Below are 992 nucleotides of genomic sequence, written 5' to 3' on the forward strand. Positions count from 1 at the left end.
TCGGCCGTCCACAGCTCAAACTCGGGTTTGGCTTCAAAGCGCAGGATAGGCACACTGCCGGCCGGCGCCATCGCGGCCTCAATCAACGGCCGTGACAGGTAAGCGCCGCCTGATTTGCGCGGTACGCAGCCGTATTCTTCCTCGGCGCATTCGGCGTTGGGGGCATTTTTATAGAGGTTGTCGCGCCAGGCTTTCTCCGCCGCCGGCGACCATTCCTGGCCGGTCACGTAACAGATACGACGATACAGCCCCTCACCGATGGCATCGTCCAGGGTAATGCGATGCACGCTATAGTCCTTGCGGCCTTCGCGTGCATCCTGAATGTATTCATTGAAGGGATTGTCGACGCCGTTATGGGTCGAAATCAGCCGCACGCGCGCGCCCCACATGTTGAGCGCAAGCGCCGCCTTGAGCAGTTCCTCCAGCGATTCATGAAACGCAGCTTCGTCGATCACCACATCCCCTTGCAGGCCGCGCAGGTTGGACGGGCGAGAACTTAACGCCTGAATTTTGAAGCCGCTGTTGGGGAAGCGGATCATGTACTGGAGGATCTCTTCCTGCTTCTCGCTGTCCCAGAAGGTCGACTCGTACACATCGGCTTTGGCCAACTGGTTGAACGCGCGCGCGAACAGCGCGCAGGCGGCGATGTACTCCAGCGCCATCTCTTTCTTGCTGCCCACGTAGAACACGTTGCGCCCGCCATCGCGCTTCGCCTTGCTGGCCGTTATCACGTTGCGACCGGCCTCCGCCCAGGTCAGACCGGTGCGGCGTGACTTCTCGGCGATACAGACCGGGCTTTCATCCAGAAACCAGCGTTGCTGATAAGGCAGGAAGACCGGCTCGTTATCGGGTAGCTCCAGCGACTCGGGAACAACAACGCCGTTGGCGGCGGTTTCTTCCCGCAGGTCGATTTTACGCGGGGCCGTCAGGCGAATAAGCGATTTATCATTCTTCATGGGCGGTCACCGGTTACCGAACCTGAAAGCGGCGGA

General features: G+C 60.1%; 1 pseudogene. It reads right to left on the reverse strand.

Annotation, left to right across the window (positions count from 1 at the left end):
- Positions 1–956, reverse strand: a pseudogene (locus tag AC4PR2_RS29165) (hypothetical protein); the annotation flags it as partial.
- Positions 957–992: the final 36 nt, after the last annotated feature.

The sequence above is a fragment of the Serratia sp. A07 genome, assembly GCF_058725505.1.